The organism is Sphingomonas caseinilytica, from assembly GCF_023516455.1.
Lineage (GTDB): Bacteria > Pseudomonadota > Alphaproteobacteria > Sphingomonadales > Sphingomonadaceae > Sphingomicrobium > Sphingomicrobium caseinilyticum.
The window spans coordinates 323,619-350,308 of record NZ_JAMGBA010000001.1 but is presented as its reverse complement, the minus strand read 5'-3'; the positions used below and the strand labels follow the sequence as shown (position 1 = coordinate 350,308).

Below are 26,690 nucleotides of genomic sequence, written 5' to 3'. Positions count from 1 at the left end.
GCGAGGAGCATAGCGACGCGGCAATCCATTCTGGATTGCTTCGCTACGCTCGCAATGACGGACTAGCAAAGCCGGCGGCCTTCCCCTATCTGCTCCTTCAAATTCCCCAATTCGAAGGACGACGCGACCCCATGGCCGCCCAATATGCATATGTGATGAAGGACATGACCAAGTCCTTCCCCGGCGCCCAGAAGCCGGTGCTGAACCACATCAACCTGCAATTCTATCACGGTGCCAAGATCGGCATCGTCGGCCCCAACGGCGCCGGCAAGTCGACCTTGATGAAGATCATGGCCGGCATCGATAAGGAATTTTCGGGCGAGGCATGGCCGGGCGAAAACGTGACCGTCGGCTATCTGGCGCAGGAACCGCAGCTCGATCCCACCAAGTCGGTGCTTGAGAACGTCAAGGACGGCGCCCGCGAAACCGCCGACATGGTCGATCGCTTCAACGCCATCTCGGCGGAGATGGGCGATCCCAAGGACGACACCGATTTCGACGCGCTGATGGAGGAGATGGGGACTCTCCAGGAGAAGATCGACGCCGTCGACGGCTGGACCCTCGACAACCAGCTCGAAGTGGCGATGGAAGCCCTGCGCTGCCCGCCGTCCGACTGGCCGGTCGAGAACCTATCCGGCGGTGAGAAGCGCCGCATCGCGCTCACCCGCCTGTTGATCCAGAAGCCGTCGATTTTGCTGCTGGACGAACCGACCAACCACCTCGACGCGGAGAGCGTCCAGTGGCTGGAAAGCCATCTCAAGGAATATCCGGGCGCGGTGCTGATGATCACCCACGACCGCTACTTCCTCGACAATGTGGTCAGCTGGATCCTCGAGCTCGATCGCGGGAAATACTTCCCCTACGAAGGCAACTACTCGACCTACCTCGAGAAGAAGTCGAAGCGCATGGAGCAGGAGGATCGCGAGGAATCCGGCCGCCAGAAGGCGATCAAGGACGAGCTTGAGTGGATCCGCCAGGGTCCGAAGGGCCGCCAGGCGAAGTCGAAGGCGCGTATCGCCAAGTTCGACCAGCTCGTTGCTGCGCAGGAAAAGCATGTCCCCGGCAAGGCCCAGATCCTGATCCAGGTGCCGGAGCGCCTGGGTGGCAAGGTCATCGAGGTCGAGAACATCTCGAAGGCCTATGGCGACAAGCTGTTGTTCGAGAATCTGTCCTTCACGCTGCCGCCGGGCGGCATCGTCGGCGTCATCGGTCCGAACGGCGCCGGCAAGTCGACGCTGTTCAAGCTGATCACTGGCCAGGAACAGCCTGATACCGGCTCGATCGACATCGGGCCGACCGTCCACCTCGGCTATGTCGATCAGAGCCGCGATCACCTCAATGACAAGAATAATGTCTGGCAGGAGATCTCGGACGGCCTCGACTATATGAAGGTCAACGGCCACGACCAGTCGACCCGCGCCTATGTCGGCGCCTTCAACTTCAAGGGCCAGGACCAGCAGAAGAACGTCGGCAAGCTGTCAGGCGGCGAACGCAACCGCGTCAACATCGCCAAGATGCTGAAGCGGGGCGGCAACGTCCTGCTGCTCGACGAGCCGACCAACGATCTCGACGTCGAAACCTTGAGCGCGCTTGAGGAAGCGATCGAGAATTTCGCCGGCTGCGCCGTGGTCATCAGCCACGACCGCTTCTTCCTCGATCGTCTCGCGACGCATATCCTCGCTTTCGAGGGCGACAGCCACGTCGAATGGTTCGAAGGCAACTTCGAAGCCTATGAAGAAGACAAGATCCGCCGGTTGGGTGAAGAAGCCACGCGGCCGCATCGGACTACCTACCGCAAGCTAACACGATAGTGGTCGTCACCCCGGGCTTGACCCGGGGTCCACCTTCCGGAACTCAGCTCCGGACCGCTTCGCGAACGTCCTCCCGGACTTCGCGCTTGATTTGTTCGCGCAGGGCATCGCGGTCGCTGGTCGTCATGCGCTCGATCTTCTTGATCTCGGCCTCCAGCCGGTCGACTTCGGCCCGCGCCTTTGCGCTCCGAGCGCGAGCGGCCTTGAGCTCTTCGTCGCTGCCGTCGCCGACCTTGACCATCGCAAGGTCCGTCTCCGCCTTGACCAATTCGCCCACGGCGGCGGCCATTGCCCGCTTGGTTTCGGCCGGCACATCGACTTCCTCGCCGCCAATTCTCGTCACGGTCATCTTGTCGAAGCTGCGGTCGATGGCCCGATCGACGCGGTCCTCAATGCTTTCGTCGACCTTCGCGGAAATCTCCCGATGGTCGCCCCAGTCGAAGATCCCGCCGTTGCTCTGCAGGAACATCCCGCCAATCAGGGCAATGCCGGCAAGGCCAATCCAGAATATCCGACTAAGCATATCGCGCCTCTTTCACTGTATGGCGCATATAATACAGCTTTCGGGCGATGCAAAGATGATAGCGCTTGGCGTTCATCCGCCTCACAATATGTCATGGCCAAACCGACCTACTTCCCAACCGAGGCCGACTTCCGCCGCTGGCTGAAGGCCAACCACGAGATCGCGCCGGATCTCCTCGTCGGCTTTTGGAAGAAATCCACCGGCAAGCCGTCGATTGACTGGCCGCAGGCCCGCGACCAGGCCTTGTGCTTCGGCTGGATCGACGGGGTCCGCAAATCACTGGGCGACGAAGCCTACACCATCCGTTTCACGCCGCGCCGTAAGGGCAGCATCTGGTCGAAGGTCAATGTGGATCGCTTCAAAGCCCTCAAAGCCGACGGCCAAATGACCCCGGCCGGCGAACTGGCTTATGAAGAGAACAAGCATAAGACCGGTCTATACTCCTACGAAAAGCCGCTCGCCTCGCTCGACGCCGGTGAAGAAAAGCTTTTCCGCAAGGACAAGAGCGCCTGGAAATATTGGGAAGAGCAGCCGCCCGGCTATCGCAAGGTCGTGTTGAACTGGATCACCACCGCGAAGAAGCCCGAAACGCGCGCCAAAAGGCTCGCCACCTTGATCGTGGATTGCGCCGCGGGGAGGCGGATCGCGGGCTATGACTGGCGAAAGAAATGACTGGCAGAATAGGATTTCGGCTGCCAGCCTCGGGCCGGCTCTTTCCCACTTGTGAAGCTAATTCCCGATATCGGCCTAAAGTCACTAAAGTCGCATGAAATGGCGCTCAACCTTGAGACATTTGCGACCTTAGGAGCCCCTTTTCGGTGATCACCGTAACCCAGCCCCTGCAATATTGGTCGAATGGCGAGGGCGGCTCGCATTTCATGACGATACCCGAAGCGGAATCGCTCGAAATCCGCGCCCACGCCTTCATGAACCCTCGGGGCTTCCGGTCGGTCCGGGTCGAATGCACGATCGATGACGTCACCTGGCGGACGTCCGTCTTCCCCCAGAAGAGTGGCGGTTATTTCCTGCCGGTAAAGATCGAGGTCTGCCGCCGCGCCGGCCTTGCCGCGGGCGATGATGTCCACGTCGAACTGGATCTGCTCTAGCTAGCGCAGCCGCTTCACCATCAGGCGGCCGTCGTCACCGACCTTGGTTCCGAAATTCGGTACCGCCTTGATCAGCTCGCTGAGGCGCGTGAACCCGTAATTCCTGACCGCGAAACTCGACACGGCCTTGGCTCGCTGCCCCATTTCGCTCAGCGCGGCATAGCCTTCCTCGTCGCGTTTCGACGCCTTGAACGCCGCGCCCAGCACCTGCAGCAGCTCCGCATCGATGGCGCGCTGCCCCTTCGCGGCGGGCGGGGCCTCGATCATGTCGTCCTCGGCCGCCGCCAGCGCGGCCACGTCGAAGAAGCGGGTGCAGGCTTGCTGGAAGCTGGTCGGGGTCTTGGTCGTGCCAAAGCCGTAAACCGGCAGCCCATCCTCGCGGATCCGCTGGGCGAGTGGGAGGAAGTCCGAATCCGACGACATGATCCCGAACCCGTCGACATGACCGCGATAGAGCAGGTCCATCGCATCGATCGTCATCCGCATGTCGGTCGAGCTCTTGCCCTTCACCACGTCGAACTGCTGCATCGGGACGATCGAATGAAGCCCGGTCAGTTCGCCCCAGCCCTTGAGGCTGGTCTTGGCCCAGTTGCCATATGCCCTGCGGATATTGATCGTTCCAAGCTCGCCGAGGACCAGCAGCACTTCATCGAGATGGTCCGGGGACGCGTTGTCCGCATCGATCAGCAATGCGATGTTCAGCTCGGATTCGGCGTAATCATTTCGGTCGGTCATCGAGTCTTCTGCTTCCGTTTATCTGCCGTTCATACCGCAACGGGATCGGAACGAAATCGGCGTCTGAACGCTTTTGCCCCCATAGGGTTGGGGAGGATGTATGAGGAGGATTAGAGTCATGAAACGCCTGGTACTAGTAACGGCAATTGCAGCCAGCGTCTCGGTAGCAGGCTGTGCCACCGATCCCTACGGCTATAACAACAATCCGCAGGCCCAGCGGGCCGTAGGCGGCGCTGCGCTTGGCGGCCTCGTCGGCGCTGCGACCGGCGCAGTCGTTGGCGGTGTCAGCCCCGTCGAAGGCGCCCTGGTTGGTGCGGCCTTGGGCGGTGTTGCCGGCGCGTTGATCAAGGGTAAGCAATATTACCGCGATACCCGCGGCTACTGCTATTACGTCGACCAGAACGGTAATCCGGTCTACGATTATAACGTTCGTTGCTAGTTAGTTAGCGAACATCGCTCAGACAGGGCGGAAGCTATCTTCCACCTCGTCAAGCAACCAAAGTTCGCCATCGCGAATGGAAAAATGGCACCCCAATAGCTTGAGGGTGCCATTTTTTTCGCGTTCGGCGACGAAGGGGAAGGTCCGAAGGTTCGCCAGGCTCTGCCGGATCGAGACCTCCTCCAGTATGCGCTGCGCGTCCTCGCCGGTGCCATGTTCGTGGGCGATTTCCTCCGCTGGCCCTTCGATCTGGCTCATCCATTTGTGGACGAACCCGCCTTCGCCGGCCTTCGCACCATGGAACATGCCTGTGAGGGCAGCGGTGATGCCGCCGCAGCGCTCGTGACCCATGACCACGATTTCCGGGACGTTCAGCTGGGTGACCGCAAATTCCAGAGCTGCCGACACACCGTGACGCCCGCCGCCGGTCTCGAAGGGCGGGACGAGGTTGGCGACGTTGCGGACGACGAATATCTCGCCGGGATTGGTGTCGAATATGGTGGCGGGATCGGCCCGGCTGTCGCTGCAAGCGATGACCACGGCCCGCGGCGATTGGCCCTCGGCCAGCTCCTCCCAGCGGTCCCGTGCGGTCTCGAAGCGGTTTTCCCGAAACCGCTGATACCCTTCCAGCAGATTGCCGAACCCCTTCATACGCTCTCCCTATATCCGGTCAGCCGGTTAGTCGCGCGGGGCAGGGGTGGCAAGTCGGGCATCAAATCGCTATCTGGCCCGCCATGAACGCACCGCTTCCAACGCCGCCCCAAGCACCAGGACGCCAACGCAAGCCCGACTGGATCCGGGTGAAGGCTCCGGTCAGCCAGGGCTATGCCGAGACGCGCAAGCTGATGCGCGAGCTCAACCTGGCCACGGTTTGCGAGGAAGCGGCCTGCCCGAACATCGGTGAATGCTGGACCAAGAAGCATGCGACGGTGATGATCCTGGGCGATACCTGCACCCGGGCCTGCGCCTTCTGCAACGTCAAGACCGGCATGCCCCGCAAGGTCGATCCGCTTGAGCCGGAGCATGTGGCGATCGCCGCAGCGAAGCTCGGACTCGAACATATCGTCGTGACGTCGGTCGATCGCGACGACTTGCCGGATGGCGGCGCATCGCAGTTCGTGAAGGTGATCGAGGCGCTCCGCCGCGAAACGCCGGATACGACGATCGAAATCCTGACGCCCGACTTCCGCAACAAGCATGAGGCCGCGATCGAGGCGATCGTTGCCGCTCGCCCGGACGTCTACAATCACAACCTCGAAACCGTGCCGAGGCTCTATCCGACCATCCGCCCGGGCGCCCGCTACTATGCGTCGCTCAGGCTGCTGGAGCAGGTGAAGAAGCTGGATCCGTCGATTTTCACCAAGTCGGGCATCATGGTCGGCCTCGGTGAGCAGCGGCTCGAAGTCCACCAGGTGATGGACGACATGCGCTCCGCCGGCATCGATTTTCTGACCATGGGCCAATATCTCCAGCCGACACCCCGCCATGCGACGGTCGAGGAATTCGTCACGCCGGACGCGTTCAAGGCCTATGCCTCGATCGCCCGGGCCAAGGGCTTCCTGCTGGTCGCGGCATCGCCGCTGACCCGCTCAAGCTATCACGCCGGCGACGATTTCCAGAAGATGCGGGACGCCCGCAACGCACAGCTTGCGAGGGCAGGGGGCGCCGTCGCCTGATGCCTCGGCATAGCGAGACGAAGCATCTGCCTTATACGCCGGACCAGATGTTCGACCTTGTGGCGGATGTCGCCCACTACGACGAATTCCTGCCATGGGTCAGCGCGGTTCGGGTGAAATCGAACACGGAAACCGAAATGATCGCCGACCTCATCGTCGGCTTCAACGCCTTCAAGGAACGGTTCACTTCGCGGGTGACCAAGGATCGGCCAGGTCATATCTGTGTCGACTATATCGAGGGTCCGCTCAAATATCTGAAGAACGAGTGGCGCTTCGACCCGGCGCCGCAGGGCGGGACCAATGTCTATTTCTCGGTCGATTTCGCCTTCAAGTCGCGGATCTTCGAATCGCTTGCCGGGCAAATGTTCGATCGCGCGTTGAGGCGGATGACCGGGGCCTTCGAAAAGCGCGCCGAGGAACTCTACGGAAGCAGTAGTTCCAGCGCGCAAAGCGCTGCCTGATGGCGGATGCCGGACCGGCCCGCGCTCGCATCTAGCAGCTTCTGATCGGCGACGATTTCGTCGGGACCGGGCCGCCGCTCCGCACGGGCAAAGACCACGGTTCCCACCGGCTTCTGTTCGGTGCCGCCGTCCGGTCCGGCAATGCCGGTGATTGCAACGGCGACATCGGCGCCGGAAGCTTCCAGCGCCCCCTGAGCCATCGCCCAAGCGGTTGCGACGCTTACCGCCCCGAATGTCTCGACGACGTCCAGCGAGACGTTGAGCTCGGAGATCTTGGCGGCGTTGGAATAGGTGACATAGCCTGCTTCGAACACCTCCGAGGATCCGGGGATTTCAGTCAGTGCGGCACTCACCAGGCCGCCAGTGCAACTTTCGGCGACCGCGATCCTCCGCCCGGCCTTGCGGTTGGCTTCGACAACCTGGCGCGCCAACGCAACGAGGTCGTCAGGCAGAAGATATTGTGCGTCCACCATTTCAGGCCTTGCACATCGGAAGGCTGTTGTCCTGATCCTTTTCGTCGTTCGCCAACATCAGGATTGCCCCGATAAGGGCTGCAACATTCTCCGCCGGCAGTGGCGACAGATTTTCGACGACACGATCGATCGCCGGACAATCGTCAGCCTTGACGTCCTTGACCAGCTCGGCACCGACCATCGCGCCCAGCATCGGCTTGAAATATTCGTCGGGCAATTTGTCAGCCATGTCTTCCTGTCCGGCAATCCTGGCGAACGCCAGCTTGGCCGTCGGCCAGCGTTCGTCCGCGACAACCCTGAACTTCCCGACCATTGCATCGGCATTCGACGTCAGGAACGCTTTGGCAGGGAGATGTGCCGCACATTTGTCACGGAGGCCGTCGATCAGGTCGGGCAGCACGGCGGCCATGACCGCTGCACCTTCGACCTCCGAAAGGCAATCCTTGGAAGCTGCGGCGCTGGCCGATCCCATCGCTGTCGCGAGGGCCAGGCAGGCTATCGATCGAAATATTTTCATTCAGTTCCCCAGCTGTTCCAACAGCCTAGCAGAGGGCTTTACTACAACAAGCTGGCGGGAGGCATTCGGACGCTTGCAACGGCCTGTGCCGCAATGCCCTCGCGCCGACCTGTAAAGCCCAGGCGCTCGGTGGTGGTGGCCTTGATGCTGACGGATCCTGGCGGAATGGCCAGTATCTCCGCGACGCGCGAACGCATGGCGTCACGGTGAGGCCCGATCTTGGGTGCTTCGCAGATGACCGTGCAGTCGACGAAGTCGATCGTCCCGCCGGCGTCGCGCAGCAGCCGGGCCGCGTGCGACAGGAAGATGCTGCTATCCGTGCCCTTCCACTGCGGATCGCTGGGCGGGAAGTGACTACCGATGTCGCCCAGCGCGGCCGCACCGAGCACCGCGTCGGTAATAGCGTGAAGCACCACGTCCGCATCGCTGTGGCCGGCCAGGCCCCGCTCGTGGGGAATGGAGATACCGCCGATCGTGATCGGTCCATCTCCGGAAAATGCGTGGACATCGAACCCCATTCCCGTGCGAGGCACGAGGCGAGCGCGATGCCATTCCTCGGCCCGTTCCCAATCGGCGGCGGTGGTCAGCTTTTCCAGCATCGGATCCCCCTCGACGATCGCTACCTTGCGACCGGCAGCACGCAACACCGTCGATTCGTCGGTTGGGCTAGGCCCGTTCCATTGCGCATAGGTTTCAACCAGGCTGCGGCACCTGAATGCTTGCGGGGTCTGGACACGAACCAGGCCACCGCGGTCCACGAGATCGCCCAGCATTTCGCCGGCCCGCGCCAGCGTATCGGCCACGGGAAGCACGGGCACCGCGCCTTCGAAATTGTCGAGTGCGGCGAGCAGTCGATCGATGACGTCATGGCGGCAAAAAGGTCGCGCGGCGTCGTGCACTAGGACAATATCCGCTTCGATTGCGCTCAGACCGGCCCGGACGCTGTCGGACCGTTCCAGCCCGCCTTCGATCAGTTCGCCAACCGGACGATCGTCCAATGCCTGTCGTGCCATTTCCTGCTGACCGGGACCGATCACGACACGAACCGCATCGATCGCAGGATGCGAAATCAGCGCGTCGACCGCATGACCCAGCACAGGCTTTCCAGCGATCGGCCTAAACTGCTTCGGCACATCGCCGCCCATCCGGCTTCCGGAGCCGGCGGCGACGATCAGGGCGATAACCTTCTTTTCCACGAATCCGTTCGCCCTGAGCTTGTCGAAGGGCTGTCCTTACTTTGATGCGCGACAAAAAAAAGCAGTCCTTCGACTTCGCTCAGGACGAATGGTTGTTTGAATTGCCAATTTCCATTACAGGCGCGCCTTCCCATGAGCCTGGTAAAGCCCATCTCGGTCGGTCCGGTGACCATCGAAGCGCCCGTCATTCTGGCGCCGATGACTGGCGTCACCGATCTACCGTTCCGGAAAATCGTCAAGCGCTACGGCGCCGGCCTGACGGTCAGCGAGATGATCGCCAGCCAGGCGATGATCCGCGAAACCCGCCAATCGCTTCAGAAGGCGGCCTGGGACCCAAGCGAGGAGCCCGTGTCTCTTCAGCTGGCCGGCTGCGCCCCAATGGAAATGGCTGAGGCCGCAAAGCTCAACGAGCAGCGCGGCGCGGCAATCATTGACATCAACATGGGCTGCCCGGTGAAGAAGGTGGTGAACGGCGATGCTGGATCGGCGCTGATGCGCGACCTGCCGCTTGCTGCGTCGATCATCGAAGCGACCGTCAAGGCGGTGAAGGTCCCGGTGACGCTTAAAATGCGGATGGGCTGGTGCCACGACAGCCTCAACGCGCCCGAACTCGCCCGCATCGCCGAGGACCTCGGCATCAAGATGATCACCGTCCACGGCCGTACGCGCAACCAGATGTACAAGGGTTCGGCCGACTGGGCCTTCGTCCGCGGCGTCAAGCAGGCAACCTCGCTGCCGGTGATCGTCAACGGCGACATCTGCAGCCGCGAGGATGCGCGCACGGCTCTCGAACAGTCCGGGGCCGACGGCGTCATGATCGGCCGCGGAGCCTATGGAAAACCGTGGCTGCTAGGCCAGGTTGTCAGCGACCTCTGCCAGGATGGACACAAGCCTGAGCCTTCAATGGACGAGCAGCTCGCGATCATCCTCGAGCAATATGACGCCATGCAATCGCTCTACGGCACGCAGACTGGTGTCAATCTCGCCCGCAAGCATATTGGCTGGTACACCAAGGGTTTGGCTGGTTCCGCCGAGTTCCGGAACAAGGTGAACATGCAGGACGATCCGAAGGTCGTCATCGCCATGCTGCAGGACTTTTATGCGCCCTGGCTGACTCGTTCTGCGGCCTAACCGACAAACTGTGTTTTTTATGCAACGCGTCCATGCTACGCCAAGGCCGACATGGACTTGCAGGCCGCCGAATCTGAACTGATCAAACGGCCCAAATTGCGTTGGCTGGCTCGCGAAAAGGAAAGCGGCCGGATCTACGATTGGGCAACGATCGCAAGCGGGGTAATCCTCGCGGCGACGCTGTTGCTTAGCTACTGGATGTTGAGCCGCGCCGGCCAGCCCGGCTCGATGCTGACCCCTCCGCAGATTGCCCTGCTGCTAATCGCCAATCTGGTACCGGCCATCGCCTTGATGGTCCTGCTGTCGAGGCGGATTGCGATGGCACGCGCTGCGGCGAGGGCGATCGGCACGGGACAGCTTCATACCCGGCTGGTGGCGCTATTCTCCGTGATCGCAGCTGTCCCAACCGTGATCGTGGCCATCTTCGCGTCACTGCTTTTGCAGTCGGGGCTCGAATTCTGGTTCTCCGATCGTGCGCGCGGAATGCTCGAAAACACCGTCGAGCTCGCTCAGTCCACCTATACTAGCGAAGTCAATCGCGTTGGCGCGGAAGCGGTAACCATGGCTGGGGACCTCGCTCGCTTTCTGGACGGCAACCCGATCGAAAGCCTGCAGTTCGAACAATATCTTGGCTACCAGACCTATCAGCGAAGCCTGAATGAATCCGCGGTGATCAGGCTTCAGAACAACGGCCAGGTCACCGTCCTCAGGGGCATCAACTATTATGACGGGCTGATCGACCCGTCGCGGGTCGCCCAGGCGCTGTCGCAGCTCCGTGGAGCCACCAACGCTGCGGAAGTGCTAACCAGCGGCCGGATCGCCGTCATAACGCCCTTGCCCAATGCCGACCGGACTTATTTGTTCGTTGCCAAGCAGGCGAGTGAGGATTTCCGCGACCAGATCGCGCGGGCTAACGGCGTGCTTGCCGACTATCGGGAGTTGCTCCAGCGTAGCCGCGCCAACCAGCTGACCTTCAACGGAGCGCTGCTTGCGGGTGCGCTCCTCATCGTCGCGCTGGCCATTCTCGCCGCACTGAAGCTCGCCGACCGTCTCCTCCGGCCGGTAGAGGATCTGGTCGACGCGGCGGGACGGATCGAGGAAGGCGACCTTACGGCCCGGGTGGCGATTTCCGACCGAACCGAAGACGAGATCATCACGCTCGGAACCGCATTCAACCGAATGACGGTACGCTTGCAGGAACAGACCGGCGCGCTGATGACCGCCAACCAGCAGTTGGATACGCGCCGGGCCTTCATGGAAGCGGTACTGTCCAGCGTAACGGCCGGGGTCGTGGCGCTGGACGCCGATGGCGGCATCCTGCTCACCAACCGAACGGCGGATACGCTGCTCGCAGGCGGAGAAGGCGGGATCGAGGGACGCCAGCTCTACGAAGTCTCTGTGGAGCTCGGCGAATTCATGGCCGGCGAGGCTCGCGAAGCCAATGTCCTGCTCCATTCCGCCGAAGCGCAGCGGACCTTGGCGGTCAAGCGGATGCGTTACGGCGACGGCTTCGTGCTGACCTTCGACGATATCACGGACCAGCTGAGCGACCAGAGGCGCGCGGCATGGTCGGACATTGCCCGGCGCATCGCCCATGAGATCAAAAACCCGCTGACCCCGATCCAGCTGGCGGCAGAGCGGCTGCAACGACGCTATGGCTCCGAAGTCGCATCCGACCCCGAAACCTTCAATCGGCTTACCGATACGATCGTCCGTCAGGTGGGCGACCTTCGCCGGATGGTTGATGAGTTCTCCAACTTCGCCCGGATGCCGAAGCCGGTGTTCCGCGAAGAGAATGTCCACGACATCGCCCGGGCCGCGCTGTTCCTGCACGAGGTCGCGCACCCCGGCATCAGCTTCAGCATCGATCCGCCCAGCGGCGAGATTAAGCTGGTTTGCGACCGCCGGCAGCTTGGCCAGGCACTGACCAATGTGGTCAAGAACGCAGTCGAGGCCATCGAATCCCGGCGCAACCGGGGTGACCAGCATCCGGACGGCGACCGCATCGACCTCACCATCAAGCGGGAGGCGGAACAGCTGGTCATTGAGCTCACTGATACCGGCGTTGGGCTGCCCCAGGATCGCGAGCGCTTGACCGAACCTTATATGACGACACGCATCCGCGGCACGGGCCTTGGGCTCGCCATCGTCAAGAAGATTGTCGAGGAACATCTGGGCGAGATCGCCTTTCTCGACAGGGCTGGGGGCGGGACCAGGGTGCGTATTGCGCTGGACGCCGATCGACTGGCCGACCTGGCAACCGACGAGCCTGCACCAGCAAGGCACGGCGACGACGACGAATATGACGAGGAGGTACCTCAGTAATGGCGCTTGAAGTGCTTGTAGTCGACGACGAGGCGGACATCCGCGAGCTGGTTTCGGGCGTGCTGGAGGATGAAGGCTATGCCGTCCGCTCGGCCGCGGACAGCACGTCGGCGCTCGACGCTATCGACGATCGCCGGCCCAGCCTGGTGCTTCTCGACGTCTGGCTGCAAGGTTCGAAGCTCGACGGGCTGCAGCTGCTGGAACAGATCAAGCGCCGCGACGCGAGCCTGCCAGTGCTGATGATCTCCGGGCACGGCAACCTCGACACCGCCGTCGCTGCCATCCGCGAGGGAGCCGTCGACTTCATCGAGAAGCCGTTCAAGGCAGACCGCCTCCTGCATCTCGTCGGCCGGGCGACCGAGACCGACCGGCTGCGGCGCGAGGTCGCCAATCTTCGGCACCAGCTTGGGCCCGACGACCAGCTCGACGGGACGTCCGTCGCGATCAATACCGTCCGGGCGACGCTGAAGCGGGTTGCGCCGACGGGAAGCCGCGTGATGATCACGGGTCCGGCGGGCGTGGGCAAGGAAATCGCCGCCCGCATGATCCATAATTGGAGCCCCCGGGCTTCCGCGCCTTTCATCGTCCTTTCGGCCGCGATGATGAGCCCGGAAAGGGTTGAAGAGGAATTGTTCGGAAGCGAGCAGAACGGCGTTTCCAGGCCGGGCCTGCTGGAACAGGCGCATGGCGGGACGTTGTTCCTCGATGAGATCGCGGACATGCCGCAAACCACCCAGGCCAAGATACTGAGGGTCCTCACGGATCAGAGCTATACGCGGGTCGGCGGCCAACGGCCGGTCAAGGTGGACGTCCGCGTTCTTTCCGCCACCTCTCGCAACCTGGCCGAGGAGATCGCGGCCGGACGCTTCCGCGAGGATCTCTACTATCGGCTCAACGTCGTGCCGGTTCGTATCCCGCCGCTGAGGGAACGGCGCGAGGACATTCCGGAGCTGGTCAACCACTTCCTGGCCCGCTTCGCGTCCGAGCGGCGGATTTCCACGCCGGAGCTTTCGAAGGAAGCGATGGCCGCCCTCCAGGCGCATGACTGGCCCGGAAATGTCCGGCAGCTCCGCAACATCATCGAGCGGACCTTGATCCTGACTCCGGGCGATCGTGTCGGCTGCATCGAGGTCGACCTTCTTCCGCCCGAAATATTGGACTCCCAGGCCTCCGCCGGAGTGGGCGGCCCGTCGCTGGCGATCATGGGTTCTCCGCTCCGCGAGGCGCGGGAAAGCTTCGAACGTGAGTATCTGAAGATCCAGATCCGGCGCTTTTCCGGCAACATCTCCCGCACCGCCTCGTTCATCGGCATGGAGCGCTCGGCGCTGCACCGGAAACTCAAAGCCCTTGGCCTGGGCGACAAACGCGATGAGGAATAATAATAACAATGCCTGAGAAGTCGCTGAGTTTGCAGGATCAGTTCCTGAATTCAATTCGTCGTTCCAAGACCCCCGTGACGATCTTCCTAGTGAAGGGAGTAAAGCTTCAAGGGGTAGTAACCTGGTTCGATCCATTCTCCCTGCTGCTTCGACGTGATGGCAACGCACAGCTCGTCTACAAGCATGCGATTTCCACCATCATGCCCACCCATGCCCCAGCTGACCTGAATCTCGGCAATGGCGGGGAGGGGGGCAATGGCAAGAAGCCGATGCTTCAGGATCTGTTCCTGAACGCTGCTTCCCGGGAGCATGAGCCGATGACCGTATTCCTGGTCAACGGCGTGATGCTGCAGGGGGCTGTTGCCGGTTTCGACCAATTCTCGCTCCTTCTAGAGCGCGGCGGGCAGGTCCAGCTGGTCTACAAGCACGCTATTTCGACGATGCAGCCAGGTCATCCGCTGAACCTCGCCGGCGAGAGCCAAACGGAGGATGAAGGCTGAGCGTTTTCAACCGTGCTGACGATGGTGGCGTAGCGCGCGGCGAGCGCGCCCTCATTGTCGTGCCTGAACGCACCGGGGAGGGCGCTCTTCGTTCGCTCGATGCCCGGGTCGAGGAAGCGGCGGGTCTTGCCGAGGCGATCGGCATCGATGTTGTTGGCCGCAAGAGCTTCAGGCTGCGCCAGATCCGCCCCGCCAGCCTGTTCGGCAAGGGACAAGTCGAGGAAATCGGCGAGCTCGCGGAGGCCCATGACGCCAAATTGCTCGTCGTCGATGCCGCGCTTAGCCCCGTCCAGCAGAAGACGCTGGAGGAGGAGACCAAGTGCAAGGTCATCGACCGCACCGGCCTCATCCTCGAAATATTCGGCGAACGGGCAGCAACTGCGGAAGGGCGCCTGCAAGTCGAGCTCGCGCATCTCGACTATCAGGCTGGCCGCCTGGTCCGCAGCTGGACCCACCTTGAGCGGCAGCGCGGCGGCTTCGGCTTCCTCGGCGGCCCTGGCGAAACCCAGATCGAGGCCGACAGGCGGCTGATCCGCGACCGGATGGCCCGCATCCGGCGCGAGCTGGATCAGGTGCGCCGCACGCGCGGCCTGCATCGCGATCGCCGGCAGCGGGCGCCTTGGCCGGTGATTGCGCTTGTCGGCTATACCAATGCCGGAAAATCGACCCTGTTCAACCGGATGACCCAGGCTTCGGTGATGGCCGAAGACCTGTTGTTCGCCACGCTCGATCCGACCATGCGGCAGGTAAAAATCCCCGGATTTGACCGCGCGATCCTCTCCGATACGGTCGGCTTCGTCTCGAATCTCCCGACCGAGCTTGTCGCGGCCTTCCGGGCTACGCTCGAGGAAGTGGCGGCGGCCGACCTCATCCTCCACGTTCGCGATATCGCTCACCCGGACAGCGATGCGCAGGCCGCCGATGTAGAGGCGGTGCTGGCAACGCTTGGACTGGCGGAGGAGGGTGCGCCGCCTCGGATGGAAGTGTGGAACAAGCTGGACCTCCTGCCCCCGGACCAGCGCAAGGAGCTGACTGGGGAGGCCAAGCGCCGCGATGACGTCATCGCCCTTTCCGCATTGACCGGGGAAGGAGTTGACGACCTTCGCGAAGCCATTGCCGACCGGCTCCATTCCGGCTCTCAGACGCATCATGTTCGCCTCAATGCAGGTGACGGCCCACGCATTGCCTGGCTGCACGCGCGCGGTGACGTCATTGAGCAGCACGCCGACGGCGACCAATTGCACTTGGAGGTGAAGCTTAGCCCCGAGAATTGGGCGAGGTTCGAGAGGCTCTAGGCGTCGGCCGGAGCCTTCTTCGCAGCGACCCAAAGCTCTTCCATTTCATCGAGGCTCATGTCCCTGAAGCCTGGAGCCTGTTCGATCTGGCGAAATCGCTTCTCAAACTTGCGGTTCGCTTTTCGCAGTGCCTCTTCGGGCTCGATCTTGAGAAACCGTGCGAAGTTCACTACGGCGAACAACAGGTCGCCAACCTCTTCCTCAAGTTCTTCCGGCGAAGCCGCGGCAATTTCGTCCATCTCCTCTCGGATCTTGGCTTTCGGCCCTTCGATATCCGGCCAGTCGAAGCCCGTTCGGGCCGCGCGCTTCTGCAGCTTTGCCGCACGTTCCAGCGCGGGAAGGGCCAGGGCGACACCGGCCAGCGCGCTCTTGTCGTCCAGTTTGGCTCGTTCCTCGGCCTTGATCACTTCCCACAGATGATGACCGCCTTGCTCCGCATCACCGAAGATGTGCGGATGGCGGCGCTCCAGCTTGTCGGAAATGCGCTGGAGGACGTCAGCCAGGGTGAAATGACCTTCTTCCTCGGCCATGCGGGCATGGAAAACGACCTGAAGCTGCAGGTCGCCAAGCTCATCGACCAGCGCATCCATGTCGCCGCGATGGATCGCATCGGCGACCTCATAAGCTTCCTCGATCGTATAGGGGGCGATCGTTTCAAACGTCTGGACGCTATCCCATTCGCAGCCGGTCTCGCGGTCCCGCAGCCGCTTCATGATATTGTCGAGGCGGTCGAGGCCCATTTAGCGCTCCCTAAGGTCGTGAGGGGCCCCTGAAATTGCCCCGGCCCGACCTGATATATGAGTATGATAATATATATTATGTAAAGTAAAAGATGTATATACAGAGGAAGAAAGCCCCCTCGGCACCCTCATCAGCTTTCGAGGATCAGCCACCGGCCTTCGACCCCCCAACGGTTCATCGTCGACAGATAGTTCATGCCGAGGACGTTCAGATCTTCATTCTCGGTGACGTGAAGGCCAACGGCGTTCCGCTCGATCGGGCCGATCGATAGGCTGTCCGCACGTCCCGTTGAAACGCGCAGCATCCCATTTCCCGTGCGAACAAGCTGCGTCCGATTGGTGCTGACCGCCACACCGGCAGATTCCGCGGTTGCCCGGCCGATCGTCGTCATGGTGGCGCCGCTATCGACCAGGAACTTCACCGGAACGCCGTTCAGCGATGCCTCGACCCAGAAATGCCCGTCGATCGCCATCGGAATGCGGACTTGCTGGCCTTCCACCACCGGCTCGCCGCTCGCTTCCGCGCGAAGCCGTTGCGCGACATAGCCAAGGTCGTCCCTGAAGGTGAACAGCACGAAGCCTGCCCCAAAAATGGCGATCCAGGCTAATGCGAAGGTCGCCAGCTTGGCGAAGCGTTCCCGCCTGGCGATCAGCGATCCGGCGACGAGCATCAGGGCCATCAACAGATACAGGCTGCCCAGCATCCAGTCGTTGGTCACAACATGATCTCCTGGCCGTCAAAGGCCGGCTCCGCCCAATCGGGCAACTCTCCGATCAACGTCGCATAATCCATTGATTTGTCGAGATGCGTCAGCAGCAATTGCCCCACCTTCAAATCACGTGCCCAGCTGAGAACGGCATCGAGATGCGCATGCGTTGGATGCGGCTCTCGTCGCAGGCAATCGCAGATCCACAGGCCGACACCATCATAATGTGCCTTCATTTCGGGTGTAAAATCATGAAAATCAATGGCATAGCCGAACGAACGATCGCCCTCGTCGGCCCTGATGCCTAGCGACGTGATGCCACCGTGCGGCTGATCGACAAAGGTCAGCCTGGAATCCCCCAGCCGCTCTTCGATGTCGATCTCGACCGGCACCACAACCGGATGATAAAGTGCAACGCCTTCAAATAGATATTTGAAGCGCCTGTGAAGCCGTTCCAAGGTCTTGGAGCGCGCATGGAGCGGCACCTGGCTGCCGCGAAGCTGGGCGATCTGCCGCAAATCGTCGATCCCGTGGCAATGATCGGCATGATCGTGCGTGACGATCACTCGGTCGACCTGGGAAGTCCCGGCGGCCAGCAATTGTTCGCGGAGATCGGGTCCGCAATCCACCAGAAGAGTTTCACCGCCGCTCTCGACCATGATCGAAGAGCGTGTGCGCCGGTTTCGCTGTTCATTGGGATCGCAATCGCCCCAGTCGTTCCCGATCCGTGGAACCCCGGTTGACGTCCCGCAACCGAGTATCCGGATCTTCACGCTTCAGCTTTACCGAACAGTTTGAAGAAGTTGGCGGTCGTCGCCTCGGCCAATTGCTCGACCGGCTCGCCGCGCAATTCCGAAAGGAACGCCGCTGTGTCGGCAACAAATGCCGGTTCGCAGGTCTGCCCACGATGCGGGACGGGCGCCAGGAAGGGTGAGTCCGTCTCTACCAGCAGCCGGTCCTGCGGGATCCTCTTGGCCGTTTCCTGCAGGTCCTTTGCGTTCTTGAACGTCACGATACCCGAGATGGATACATAGAAGCCTAGGTCCAGCCCCTTCCGGGCCAGCTCCGCGCTTCCGGTGAAGCAGTGCAGCACCCCAGTGACGCCGCCCTTCTCCACCTCGCGGGTGAGGATTTCGGCCGTGTCGTCCTCGGCGTCGCGAGTGTGAATCACCAGCGGCAGGCCGGTCTCCCGCGCCGCTTCGATATGTGCCTGGAACCGCTCGCGCTGGGCCGCGCGGTCGGACTTGTCGTAATAATAATCGAGCCCGCATTCGCCGATCGCGATGACCTTGGGATGCTGCGCGGCTTCGATCAGCGCGGCGGCGCCAAGATCGGGATGCGCATCGGCTTCGTGCGGGTGAACGCCGACAGTCGCCCAGACGTCGCTATTGCGCTCGGCCGTGCCGATAATGTCGCCCCACTCTTTCTGGCGGGTCGAAATATTGAGAAATCCGCCGATTCCACGCTGCCGGGCATTGGCCAACACTACATCCTGCCGCTCGGCCAGACCGGCATAGTTGAGGTGGCAATGGCTATCGATCAGCTTCACGCGGCTTCTTCCTCATCCTCCGGAAGCTCCAAACGCGGGAAGATGGGCGTTGGCTGCTCGATCGGCGCCCCGCCCTCGCCGCTATCGATCAAGCCAAGCAGCTTCTCAGCCGACGCCGGAACGATGGGCTGCACCGCGACCGCAAGCTTCCGCACCGCCGCGACCAAGGTTCCAAGCACCGCGGCCATCCGCTCCGGATCGCTCTTCTTGAGCGCCCAGGGTGCCATCGTATCGACATAGGCATTGCATGCGAACACTGCCGTCATCCACGCCTCGAGGCCCGTCGAGAAGGCGAAGCCGTCGAACTCGCGCTCCAGGCTGGCGCATGCCTCGTCGACCTGGGCAAGCAGCGCCTTGTCTTCCTCCGCCTGACCTGCCGCGGGAATGACGCCGCCTAAATTCTTGAAAATCATCGACAGGCTGCGCTGGGCAAGGTTGCCGAAGCTATTGGCCAGCTCGCTGTTCACGCGGTTGACGATCGCCTCGTTGCTGTAGCTGCCGTCCTGGCCGAAGCTCACTTCGCGCAGGAGGAAATAGCGCAGGGCATCGACGCCATAGCGCTCGGCCAGCTCCATCGGATCGACCACATTGCCGAGCGACTTGGACATTTTCTCGCCGCGCGCCAGCAGGAAGCCATGGCCGAAGACCTGCTTCGGCAGCTTCAGGTTCGCCGACATCAGGAAGGCCGGCCAGTAAACCGCGTGAAACCGGACGATGTCCTTGCCGATCAGGTGCACGTCCGCCGGCCAGAAGCGGTCATAGCTGGCTTCGTCATCGGCGAACCCAACGCCGGTCATATAGGTCGTCAGCGCGTCGACCCAGACGTACATGACGTGACCGGGCGAGTTCGGCACCGGAACGCCCCAGTCGAAGCTGGTACGTGAGACGCTCAGATCCTTGAGGCCGCCCTCGACGAAGCGAACCACTTCGTTGCGGCGGCTTTCCGGGCGGATGAAGTCTGGATTGTCGCGATAGAGCTGCAGCAGCTTGTCCTGATATTTGGACAGGCGGAAGAACCAGGTCTCCTCGACGGTCCAATCGACGGGCGTCCCCTGCGGCGACAGCTTTTCGCCCCCCTCTCCCGCGATCAGCTCGCTTTCGTCGTAGAAAGCTTCGTCCCGGACCGAATACCAGCCCTCATAACGGTCGAGATAGAGGTCGCCATTCGCCTCCATCGCCTTCCAGATCTTCTGGCTGGCCTCATAATGGCGCGGCTCGGTGGTCCGCACGAACGCATCATATGAGATATTCAATCCGTGACACATCTCACGGAAATATCCTGACATTTCATCCGCAAATTCCAGCGTATCCCGCCCCTGGGCGCGGGCTGTCTGGACCATCTTCAGCCCATGCTCGTCGGTACCTGTGATCAGGCGCACGTCGCGACCCTGGGCACGGCGGAAACGGGCCATTGCGTCGGCGGCAATGGCTTCATAGGCGTGGCCGATATGCGGCTTGCCGTTGGGGTAGCTGATCGCGGTGGTGATATAGAATGGCTCGGACATTGCCGATGCCACTAGCGGCCCTGCCTTAGTCCTTCAAGGCAACCGAGGCGAGGATCGTTCCGATCTGGAAAACCGTGGCCGCAGGATCCAGCGACAGGCGGGGCGCCAACGCCGCCGTCTCCCGGACCTTGGTGTAAGCGTCCAATGCCCGGCCCCGAGCTTGACCAGTCAATGCCGCGGCTTCAGTCGCAATCAGTCCCGGCACCAGATCAAGGAAAGCCGCATAGCGCTCAGCCGCGCCCTTTGGGCCAAGAGCGGAGGCGAGTTTCGACCGCCGCGCATTATCGGCGTCTCCCTGGCGCAGTATAGCGAGCGCCTCGCTTTCCAGCGGCGCAAGATCCAGCTCGGCAATCGCCAGGGCACGCCCGATCGATCCATTGGCAAACTCGATCAACCGACCAAGCTCCGCGGAATTTTCCTCTGGCAATGAACGGCTTAGCAATGACGTCATGGCGTCATCGCCGATCCTGGCAAAGTCCAGACGACGGCAGCGCGAGCGTATGGTTGGAAGCAATCGGCCTGGCGCATGGCTGATTAGGAAGAACAGCGTATTGGCCGGCGGCTCCTCCAGCATCTTGAGCAGCGCGCTGGCGGCCGAAGCCTCCAGATCGTCGGCCGCGTCGATGACGATCGCGCGCCAAGGGCTCATCGACGGCGTCACCGCCAACAGCTCACCCAGCGACCGCACCTGATCGACGCTGATATTGCGGGCAAGTCCGCCGGTCGGCCGTTCGAGACGCTCCAGCAGGCGGAAATCCGGATGGCTTCCCGCCGCGAGCAATCGCGCCATCGGATGATCGGCGGGCGTTTCCAGCCCCGACAGGTCAACCGGAGGCCCGGCGGCTTCCGCCAGCACCCGGGTCGCGGCTGCCTTGGCGAACGTCGCCTTCCCCACGCCCTTTGGCCCTGTCAGCAGCCAGCCGTGATGCAGCCGCTGCGTCCGCCATGCATTGGTGAAGGCCTCGACCGCCCGATCCTGCCCCACGATCATGGGAGCAGGTCGCCCAGCGCGTAGAGCAGCCGCGCCGTCACCGTTTCCGGCGTGCCGCTGGCGTCGATCAGCTTGACCCGTTCGGGCTCCTTTTCGGCCATCGCGCGAAACCCGGCATCGACTGCCGCGTGATAGCTTGGCGGCCGCGATCCGATCCGATCCCCCAGATGCCCGTCCCTTGCCCGGGCGCGCAGCGCACCTTCGGACTCATCGAGTGTCAGGACCAACGTACGGTCCGGCAGGAAATCGAGACTGCCGAAGCGATGGAGATCGCGCACCGCCTCGATGCCCAACCCGCCGGCTTCGCCCTGATAGGCAAGGCTGCTGTCGAGGAAACGGTCGCTCAGCACCCATTCGCCGCGATCGAGTGCCGGCTGGATGGTCTTTTCGATATGGTCGGACCTGGCTGCGGCGAATAGCAGCGCCTCGGCGCGGGCATTCCACCGCGTCTCCTCGCCTTCCAGCAACAGCTTGCGAATGGCTTCGGCGCCGGGGCTGCCGCCCGGCTCACGAGTCACGATGACCGTCAGCCCGCGACCCCGGAGCGCCTCGGCCAACGCCGCCAGTTGAGTGGACTTCCCGGCCCCCTCGCCGCCCTCAAGCGAAATGAACCGCCCCCGCGCCATTTCGATCGATCAGGCCATCCCGAGGAGCTGCTTCAGCCCGATCCACGCACGCGCGAAGAAACCCGCTTCCTCGACCGCTTCGGCCGCGACCAGCGGCGTCACCTGCTCACCCTCCGTGGTCGTCACCACCAGGTCGGCGATATGCTGGCCCTTGGCGATCGGCGCCTTGAGCGGTCCCTGGTAGCGGATCTTGGTCGAGGTGACCTTGGACAGCACGCCCGCGGGAATGGTGATGGCAAGATCGCGCGGCGCCACCAGCGCCACCTCGTCATCGCCGCCCAACTGTACCTTGGCGCTGCCAACGGTCGTGCCGGCCTTGTACAGCGACTTCGACTGCCAGGCGTTGAAGCCCCACTGCATCAGCTTCACCGATTCCTCGATCCGCTGGTTGAAGCTGCCGAGCCCGGCAACGACCATGATGAGGCGGCGGCCGTTCTGGTCGGCCGACCCGGTGAAGCCATAGCCCGCCTCGTCAGTGTGGCCGGTCTTCAGCCCGTCCGCGCCCGGCACTCGGCCGAGCAGAGGGTTGCGATTGGCCTGGGTGATGTCGGCGCCGCTGCCCAGCGTCTTGCCCCAGGTGAAGCTCGTCTGGCTGTAGAACTTCTTGTAGAGGTCCGGATGGTTCTCGATCTCGGCCCGGGCCAGCGCAGCGAGGTCTCGCGCGGTGACATAGGTCCTGCCCTCGTCCGGCCAGCCGTTGGAATTGCCGAAGTTGCTGCCGGTCAAACCCAGCCGCTTGGCATTCTCGTTCATGACGTTGGCAAAGGCTTCCTCGGTACCGGCAATGCACTCCGCGAGCACTACCGAAGCATCATTGCCCGACAGGGTCACGATTCCGTGAAGCAAATTCTCGACGCTGACCTGCTCGTTCGGCGACAGGAACATCGTCGATCCGGCTTGCGGGCCGTGCCACTTTTGCCAGGTTTCCGGACGTACCGTGCACATCTTGTCGAGCTTCAGGTCGCCCTTCTTGATCAGCTCGAAGGCCACATTGGTGGTCATCATCTTGGCCATCGACGCCGGCGGCATCCGCCGATCGGCATCCTTTGCGAGCAGGACGGCGCCAGACGACAGATCGATGAGATAGGCGACCTGGGCAGGTGTCTCGAATGGCGGAGCCTTGGCCGGGGCAGCGCCGGCAACCAGGGCAAGGGAGACGGTGGCGAGCAGTGAGGCACGAATCATGACGCGGTAACGACTCCGGTGAATGTTGGACCACCCGTCTTTAAGGTGCCCTTCCGCCCCTGTCAGCGCCTCAACGGCCGATAATTCCATCGGCAAGCAGCAGGACAGACAAGGCATAGAAGTTGGAGCAATTATATTTGAGGATCGCCCGGTAATTGTCGGTCACCAGATAGGCGGTTTCTCCGGGGCCGTCGGGCTCAATCAAGGTCGCCATGTCGGTTTCGCGGTGCGACCGGCTGACCGGGACCACTCCCAGTGCGCGCCATTGTGCCATCGTCATGGGGCGGCTGTGCCGTGCGTGCACCCGAGGGCATTCGGTTGAAGTCACCGGATTTCGTACCGCTGCTCGATTGAAGCCACTGGGCACCCGAACGGGAACGCCCCACAGCATTCCTGCCTTCCATCCAGCATCGCGCAGATAGTTTCCAATCGACGCGAAGGCATCGTCCTCGCTCCGCCAGATATCGGCATAGCCGTCGCCGTCGCCGTCTGCTCTCAAGCGCAGCACCACCGATGGCATGAACTGCGGATAGCCCATCGCGCCCGCCCAGCTTCCGCGAAGCCTCGAACGCGAATAGCCAAGGTCGATCAGCTTCAATGCCGCGACGAACTCGCTTTCGAACAGGTCCCGGCGGCGACCCTCATAGGCGAGGCTCGCAAGCACGTCGGGCACATCGAAATTGCCCGTGATCCGCCCGTAGCTGGTTTCCTTGCCGTAGATGCCGAGGATGACCGAAGCGGGAACGCCCATGCGCTGCTCGATCTGCATCAGGCGCGAATAATGCTCGCGATATTTCGCTGCGCCGCGCCGGATCAGGTCGCTTGTCACATGCTTCCTGCGATAGGGTGCGAAGGGCGGCGTGGCATTGGGGTTGTTGATCTGCCCCGGCTGGGCCCGGTCGAGCCGAATCGCGCTGCTGTTGAGCGACAGATAGGGGATGACCGACTGGATCGTCGCCTCGCGAACGCCGGCCGAACGGGCCAGGCTGGACAGCCGCTGCTTGTAGGCCGCGAAACCCATCTGCGAACTTGTGGCCGAGGATGCCGCAACGGGCTGCGCGGCTTGCTGGACAACGGGTTGCGGTGGCGCAGCCGGCAAGGGCGCCAGCGGATCCACCTGGGCGCTGGCGCTGGTTCCAAAAATCAACACGGCCAACGTCAGAGCAACTCGCATTCCGCCTCCTTACGGGGTTCTTGTTGTCAGGCTAACCGGGCCAACGTAACCGGGGACACCCGCAGCGCCCATCGCATTCATCCCGTGCCTTGCACAGCCCATCGCCGTCGCCTAGGCGGGCGAAGCTGAAGCCCGGATGACCGCCGGGCAGATGGATGGGTGGCCGAGCGGTTTAAGGCACCGGTCTTGAAAACCGGCGACGTGCAAGCGTCCGTGGGTTCGAATCCCACCCCATCCGCCAGCGCTCAGCCGTCCACTGGAATCGTTTGCGCGGTGCGCTCGATTGGCGGCGCAAACATGTCGAAGGCAGGGAACACTTCGATCAGGAACTTCGATTCCGGCAGGATATAGACCATCCCGCCGCCGCCACCGAAAATCGGCCTGACCACCTCCTCAAAGAATGTCGCCGGCACATTGATGCATCCGAAGGTGATCCGATTATCGCTGGGTGTGGGGGATTCCAGGCGTTCTAACCGGTGCTCGCTTGGGTTCTTTGTGACGACGGCGTGCAGCGCAACAGACGTGTTGAAATCGACCCAAAGCACTGTCTGGTCGCCCTTGGCGGGTCCAAGCCGCGCGAAGAACCGCCCCGCCGGCGTGGTCTTCTCTGCCGGCCCGATTTCGCTCAGCTCCTTGTCGCCAATCCCCGGTGTCGCATCGTCGCCCTTGGCAATTCCCAGCAACGCCGGCGTTATTCCCTGGAGCACGCCGGTCGAATCGAAGATCAGCACCTCGGCCGTGACCTTGTCGATTACGATGAATGGCCGGTCGTCATTGTCCCGCGACGCCGTCACCCAACTGGCCAGCTGAAGCGCTTCCACCGAGTTGGTGTGAACGACACCGGACCGTTCCTCGGATTGCGCCGCTGCCAGTGGCAAAGCACCGCCCAAAAGAGTCACCACTGCTAACGGCAGAAGAACGCGATTGCGCCTAGCCAACTAAACTCTCCGACAGTTCCCGACCGAATAACGCGATGCGCTGGCCCAGGTTGCCTCTTTGCTTCGCGGTCAACGGTTAACCCTAGTTGCGCGGCGCCCTTGTCGCCATGCGCTGCTCAAGGCCGTCCACGCGGCCTGTCAGCTGGTCGATCCTCTGGCTGTTTGTCTGGGCCTGCGCCGATGCTGCCTGAGCTGCTGCCGCATTTTCATTCACACGCGTTTCGAGCGCATCGATGCGCGCGTTCACTGCCGCGATCCGTTCATCGACATAATCGGTCGTGGCACAGGCGCTTAGGCTAAGTCCGCCCAACAGGATCAATGTGGTTGTGGCAATGCCCTTTCGCATATTTCCACTCCTCTGGCTTGAGCTTGATCGAGCCCGAACAAGCTTTCCTCAAACGCGATGATGGCCCGGCAATTCAGAGCCGGGAGCATCACTCCTATCGCCACTTTTTGTGTAACGCAGTTGGCAAAAATACTGAGAAAACCGGGGAATTGTTCCAATCTCGATGGAAACCTCGCCCATTCCACATCGGCACTTCCCAATCGCCGGGCAACGGTCATATTCCGGGTAACCCGATTGGAGGCCAACGATGTTCCTGTTTCTTGCGGCGCTTGCGCTTCAGCCTGCTTCGACCCCCGCTCCTGCCGCGGCTCCAACTGCCGTCACTTGGCCGGCGCAGGAAGGCGACGTCTCCCTCGTCAACTTCAAGTTTCGCTCCGGCGAGACCCTGCCTCGCCTCAACATGCACTACACGACCTTGGGGAAGCCGCACCGAAATGCGGCGGGCGAGATCGATAATGCGGTCATGGTGCTTCACGGCACTGGCGGCACTGGGCAACAATTTCTGAGGCCGCAGTTCGCGGGCGAGCTTTATGGGCCCGGCCAGCCGCTGGACATCAGCCGCTACTGGATCATCCTTCCGGACAATATCGGCCATGGGAAATCGTCGAAGCCGTCGGACGGCCTCAAGATGCAATTCCCCAAATATGACTATGACGACATGGTCGAGGCCCAGCGGCTGATGCTGAAGGAGCTTGAAGTCAACCGCCTTCGCCTGATCTTTGGGACGTCGATGGGCTGCATGCACGCCTTCGTATGGGGGGAGACGCACCCGAATTTTGCGCGCGCCTTGATGCCGATGGCCTGCGAACCGATCGAGATCGCCGGGCTGAACCGGATGTGGCGCCAATTGGCGATCAACGGAATCAAGTCCGATCCGGCCTGGCAGAGCGGTGCCTACACGGCGCAACCCACGCTGGGCCTGCGAACCGCGCAGAGCCTTCTCTTCGTCGCCGGCGCCGCACCCCTCAACTATCAGGCGCAATACCCAACCCGGCAAGCTGCCGGCACCTTTGCCGAAGAACGGGTCTCGACGGCCCTGGCCGCGCTCGATGCCAATGACCTGATCTACCAGCTTGAATCGTCGCGGAACTACAATCCCTGGCCGAAGCTGGAGTCGATGACCGCTCCCGTCATGTGGATCAACTCGGCTGACGACTTCATCAATCCTCGAAACCTCAATGTCCCCGGTGAGGCGGTGAAGCGGATGCCGAACGCCCAGTTCCGGATGATCGCCGAAACCGACGACACGCGCGGCCATGGGACCCACACCTGGGCGAAATTCTGGAAGGATGATCTTGTGCGGCTATTGGCCAGGACGAATTAAGCTCTCCGGGGCTTGCAACGACGCACCACTTCGTCGCA

29 protein-coding genes and 1 tRNA gene are annotated in these 26,690 nt (G+C 62.3%); 13 read left to right on the top strand and 17 right to left on the bottom strand.

The window, feature by feature from the left end:
* Positions 1 to 131: 131 nt before the first annotated feature.
* Positions 132 to 1,811 carry an energy-dependent translational throttle protein EttA gene (gene ettA, locus LZ496_RS01765; RefSeq protein ID WP_249902879.1) on the top strand — a complete coding sequence of 560 codons (1,680 nt, stop codon included), beginning with the start codon at positions 132 to 134 and terminating at the stop codon, positions 1,809 to 1,811.
* A 43-nt stretch (positions 1,812 to 1,854) separates the two neighbouring features.
* Here the strand turns inward: ettA and LZ496_RS01760 are convergent, their stop codons facing one another.
* Positions 1,855 to 2,334, bottom strand: a complete 480-nt coding sequence (locus tag LZ496_RS01760) for a hypothetical protein (protein ID WP_249902878.1) — start codon at positions 2,332 to 2,334, stop codon at positions 1,855 to 1,857.
* A gap of 93 nt (positions 2,335 to 2,427) precedes the next feature.
* Between LZ496_RS01760 and LZ496_RS01755 the strand changes: the two genes are divergently transcribed.
* Together LZ496_RS01755 and LZ496_RS01750 are read left to right on the top strand one after the other, a co-directional pair.
* On the top strand, positions 2,428 to 3,006 hold the full coding sequence (locus LZ496_RS01755) for a YdeI/OmpD-associated family protein (RefSeq protein WP_249902877.1): 579 nt from the start codon (positions 2,428 to 2,430) through the stop codon (positions 3,004 to 3,006).
* A 146-nt stretch (positions 3,007 to 3,152) separates the two neighbouring features.
* Positions 3,153 to 3,440 carry a DUF1905 domain-containing protein gene (locus tag LZ496_RS01750; RefSeq protein WP_249902876.1) on the top strand — a complete coding sequence of 96 codons (288 nt, stop codon included), beginning with the start codon at positions 3,153 to 3,155 and terminating at the stop codon, positions 3,438 to 3,440.
* On the opposite strand, the gene LZ496_RS01745 is transcribed toward LZ496_RS01750, so the two are convergent.
* Entirely contained in the window at positions 3,441 to 4,175 is a 735-nt protein-coding gene (locus tag LZ496_RS01745; RefSeq protein ID WP_249902875.1) for an NYN domain-containing protein, read from the bottom strand. It lies immediately after the preceding gene.
* 118 nt (positions 4,176 to 4,293) lie between these two features.
* On the opposite strand from LZ496_RS01745, the gene LZ496_RS01740 reads away from it, so the two are divergent.
* A complete protein-coding gene (locus LZ496_RS01740) occupies positions 4,294 to 4,614 on the top strand; it encodes a YMGG-like glycine zipper-containing protein (protein WP_249902874.1) in 321 nt (106 codons plus the stop codon).
* An 18-nt stretch (positions 4,615 to 4,632) separates the two neighbouring features.
* Here LZ496_RS01740 and LZ496_RS01735 read toward each other — a convergent pair whose 3' ends face one another.
* A complete protein-coding gene (locus LZ496_RS01735; RefSeq protein WP_249902873.1) occupies positions 4,633 to 5,265 on the bottom strand; it encodes a carbonic anhydrase in 633 nt (210 codons plus the stop codon).
* A gap of 83 nt (positions 5,266 to 5,348) precedes the next feature.
* Between LZ496_RS01735 and lipA the strand changes: the two genes are divergently transcribed.
* The gene (gene lipA, locus LZ496_RS01730) at positions 5,349 to 6,290 is read left to right on the top strand and encodes a lipoyl synthase (protein ID WP_249902872.1); all 942 of its coding nucleotides are present in this window, start codon (positions 5,349 to 5,351) and stop codon (positions 6,288 to 6,290) included.
* A complete protein-coding gene (locus tag LZ496_RS01725; protein WP_249902871.1) occupies positions 6,290 to 6,751 on the top strand; it encodes a type II toxin-antitoxin system RatA family toxin in 462 nt (153 codons plus the stop codon). Before lipA ends, LZ496_RS01725 begins: the two co-directional genes overlap by 1 nt.
* On the opposite strand, the gene LZ496_RS01720 is transcribed toward LZ496_RS01725, so the two are convergent.
* Genes LZ496_RS01720 through LZ496_RS01710 form a run of 3 tightly spaced genes read right to left on the bottom strand, consistent with a single transcriptional unit; the run spans position 6,712 to position 8,937 of the window.
* Complete coding sequence (locus LZ496_RS01720; RefSeq protein ID WP_436286445.1) at positions 6,712 to 7,221, bottom strand: CinA family protein; 510 nt, start codon at positions 7,219 to 7,221, stop codon at positions 6,712 to 6,714. The two genes, LZ496_RS01725 and LZ496_RS01720, sit on opposite strands and share 40 nt — an antisense overlap.
* A gap of 4 nt (positions 7,222 to 7,225) precedes the next feature.
* Positions 7,226 to 7,741 (bottom strand): hypothetical protein, encoded by a 516-nt coding sequence (locus LZ496_RS01715; protein ID WP_249902869.1) that lies wholly within the window; start codon positions 7,739 to 7,741, stop codon positions 7,226 to 7,228.
* 41 nt (positions 7,742 to 7,782) lie between these two features.
* Positions 7,783 to 8,937, bottom strand: coding sequence for a bifunctional 2-C-methyl-D-erythritol 4-phosphate cytidylyltransferase/2-C-methyl-D-erythritol 2,4-cyclodiphosphate synthase (locus LZ496_RS01710; RefSeq protein WP_366516672.1), 1,155 nt, complete (start codon positions 8,935 to 8,937; stop codon positions 7,783 to 7,785).
* Between the two features lie 132 nt (positions 8,938 to 9,069).
* Between LZ496_RS01710 and dusB the strand changes: the two genes are divergently transcribed.
* The 5 genes from dusB (at position 9,070) to hflX (ending at position 15,567) form a co-directional block, all read left to right on the top strand.
* Positions 9,070 to 10,068: a tRNA dihydrouridine synthase DusB gene (dusB, locus tag LZ496_RS01705; RefSeq protein WP_249902868.1), complete on the top strand. Its 999-nt coding sequence runs from the start codon at positions 9,070 to 9,072 to the stop codon at positions 10,066 to 10,068.
* A gap of 96 nt (positions 10,069 to 10,164) precedes the next feature.
* The gene (locus LZ496_RS01700; RefSeq protein WP_249902867.1) at positions 10,165 to 12,393 is read left to right on the top strand and encodes a sensor histidine kinase NtrY-like; all 2,229 of its coding nucleotides are present in this window, start codon (positions 10,165 to 10,167) and stop codon (positions 12,391 to 12,393) included.
* Entirely contained in the window at positions 12,393 to 13,772 is a 1,380-nt protein-coding gene (gene ntrX / locus LZ496_RS01695; RefSeq protein WP_249902866.1) for a nitrogen assimilation response regulator NtrX, read from the top strand. Before LZ496_RS01700 ends, ntrX begins: the two co-directional genes overlap by 1 nt.
* 8 nt (positions 13,773 to 13,780) lie before the next feature.
* Entirely contained in the window at positions 13,781 to 14,272 is a 492-nt protein-coding gene (hfq, locus tag LZ496_RS01690; protein ID WP_249902865.1) for an RNA chaperone Hfq, read from the top strand.
* Entirely contained in the window at positions 14,269 to 15,567 is a 1,299-nt protein-coding gene (gene hflX / locus LZ496_RS01685) for a GTPase HflX (protein ID WP_249903831.1), read from the top strand. Before hfq ends, hflX begins: the two co-directional genes overlap by 4 nt.
* Here hflX and mazG read toward each other — a convergent pair.
* The 9 genes from mazG to LZ496_RS01640 all read right to left on the bottom strand — a co-directional run bounded on the left by mazG (position 15,564) and on the right by LZ496_RS01640 (position 24,044).
* Entirely contained in the window at positions 15,564 to 16,307 is a 744-nt protein-coding gene (gene mazG / locus LZ496_RS01680) for a nucleoside triphosphate pyrophosphohydrolase (RefSeq protein WP_249902864.1), read from the bottom strand. The two genes, hflX and mazG, sit on opposite strands and share 4 nt — an antisense overlap.
* 131 nt (positions 16,308 to 16,438) lie before the next feature.
* A complete protein-coding gene (locus tag LZ496_RS14035) occupies positions 16,439 to 17,026 on the bottom strand; it encodes a retropepsin-like aspartic protease family protein (RefSeq protein ID WP_249902863.1) in 588 nt (195 codons plus the stop codon).
* Positions 17,023 to 17,787, bottom strand: coding sequence for an MBL fold metallo-hydrolase (locus LZ496_RS01670; RefSeq protein WP_249902862.1), 765 nt, complete (start codon positions 17,785 to 17,787; stop codon positions 17,023 to 17,025). Before LZ496_RS01670 ends, LZ496_RS14035 begins: the two co-directional genes overlap by 4 nt.
* Positions 17,784 to 18,563 (bottom strand): TatD family hydrolase, encoded by a 780-nt coding sequence (locus LZ496_RS01665; RefSeq protein WP_249902861.1) that lies wholly within the window; start codon positions 18,561 to 18,563, stop codon positions 17,784 to 17,786. The genes LZ496_RS01670 and LZ496_RS01665 overlap by 4 nt, the downstream gene beginning before the upstream one ends.
* A complete protein-coding gene (metG, locus tag LZ496_RS01660) occupies positions 18,560 to 20,068 on the bottom strand; it encodes a methionine--tRNA ligase (RefSeq protein ID WP_249902860.1) in 1,509 nt (502 codons plus the stop codon). Before metG ends, LZ496_RS01665 begins: the two co-directional genes overlap by 4 nt.
* Before the next feature lie 25 nt (positions 20,069 to 20,093).
* On the bottom strand, positions 20,094 to 21,059 hold the full coding sequence (locus LZ496_RS01655) for a DNA polymerase III subunit delta' (protein ID WP_249902859.1): 966 nt from the start codon (positions 21,057 to 21,059) through the stop codon (positions 20,094 to 20,096).
* The gene (gene tmk, locus LZ496_RS01650; protein ID WP_249902858.1) at positions 21,056 to 21,685 is read right to left on the bottom strand and encodes a dTMP kinase; all 630 of its coding nucleotides are present in this window, start codon (positions 21,683 to 21,685) and stop codon (positions 21,056 to 21,058) included. Before tmk ends, LZ496_RS01655 begins: the two co-directional genes overlap by 4 nt.
* A gap of 9 nt (positions 21,686 to 21,694) precedes the next feature.
* Positions 21,695 to 22,870, bottom strand: coding sequence for a D-alanyl-D-alanine carboxypeptidase family protein (locus LZ496_RS01645; protein WP_249902857.1), 1,176 nt, complete (start codon positions 22,868 to 22,870; stop codon positions 21,695 to 21,697).
* Between the two features lie 70 nt (positions 22,871 to 22,940).
* The gene (locus LZ496_RS01640) at positions 22,941 to 24,044 is read right to left on the bottom strand and encodes a lytic murein transglycosylase (RefSeq protein WP_249902856.1); all 1,104 of its coding nucleotides are present in this window, start codon (positions 24,042 to 24,044) and stop codon (positions 22,941 to 22,943) included.
* 153 nt (positions 24,045 to 24,197) lie between these two features.
* On the opposite strand from LZ496_RS01640, the gene LZ496_RS01635 reads away from it, so the two are divergent.
* Positions 24,198 to 24,285 (top strand) — tRNA-Ser (locus tag LZ496_RS01635).
* Between the two features lie 4 nt (positions 24,286 to 24,289).
* Here the strand turns inward: LZ496_RS01635 and LZ496_RS01630 are convergent.
* Entirely contained in the window at positions 24,290 to 24,946 is a 657-nt protein-coding gene (locus LZ496_RS01630; protein WP_249902855.1) for a hypothetical protein, read from the bottom strand.
* 118 nt (positions 24,947 to 25,064) lie between these two features.
* Positions 25,065 to 25,328 carry a hypothetical protein gene (locus tag LZ496_RS01625; protein ID WP_249902854.1) on the bottom strand — a complete coding sequence of 88 codons (264 nt, stop codon included), beginning with the start codon at positions 25,326 to 25,328 and terminating at the stop codon, positions 25,065 to 25,067.
* A 247-nt stretch (positions 25,329 to 25,575) separates the two neighbouring features.
* Between LZ496_RS01625 and LZ496_RS01620 the strand changes: the two genes are divergently transcribed.
* Positions 25,576 to 26,652: an alpha/beta fold hydrolase gene (locus LZ496_RS01620; protein ID WP_249902853.1), complete on the top strand. Its 1,077-nt coding sequence runs from the start codon at positions 25,576 to 25,578 to the stop codon at positions 26,650 to 26,652.
* Positions 26,653 to 26,690: the final 38 nt, after the last annotated feature.